Source organism: Microbacterium maritypicum MF109 (assembly GCF_000455825.1).
GTDB classification, from domain to species: domain Bacteria; phylum Actinomycetota; class Actinomycetes; order Actinomycetales; family Microbacteriaceae; genus Microbacterium; species Microbacterium maritypicum_A.
Window position 1 is genome coordinate 1 of sequence record NZ_ATAO01000140.1, and the last position, 212, is coordinate 212.

At 69.3% G+C, this 212-nt stretch carries 1 protein-coding gene; it reads right to left on the reverse strand.

Features of this window, described 5'->3' with window-relative positions:
- A partial coding sequence (locus L687_RS28795) for a peptide-methionine (S)-S-oxide reductase (protein WP_021199269.1) occupies positions 1-197 on the reverse strand: 197 nt, incomplete at its 3' end.
- Positions 198-212 lie beyond the last annotated feature (15 nt).

The window sequence follows — 212 nt, forward strand, 5'->3', positions numbered from 1 at the left end:
ACGATCTCCACGGCCTCGGCATGGCCGGGGTGGTTGCGGTAGGTCGCGTGCTCGTTCGAGCCGCCGGTGTAGCCGACCCGGGTGTCGAGCACACCGGGCTGACGGCGGATCAGGTCTTCCATCCCCCAGAAACAGCCGCCGGCGAGAACGGCCGTCTCGGTCCCGGGCGTGCGGGTGATGGTTCCGGTGTCGGTCATGACTGCTCCTCGGTG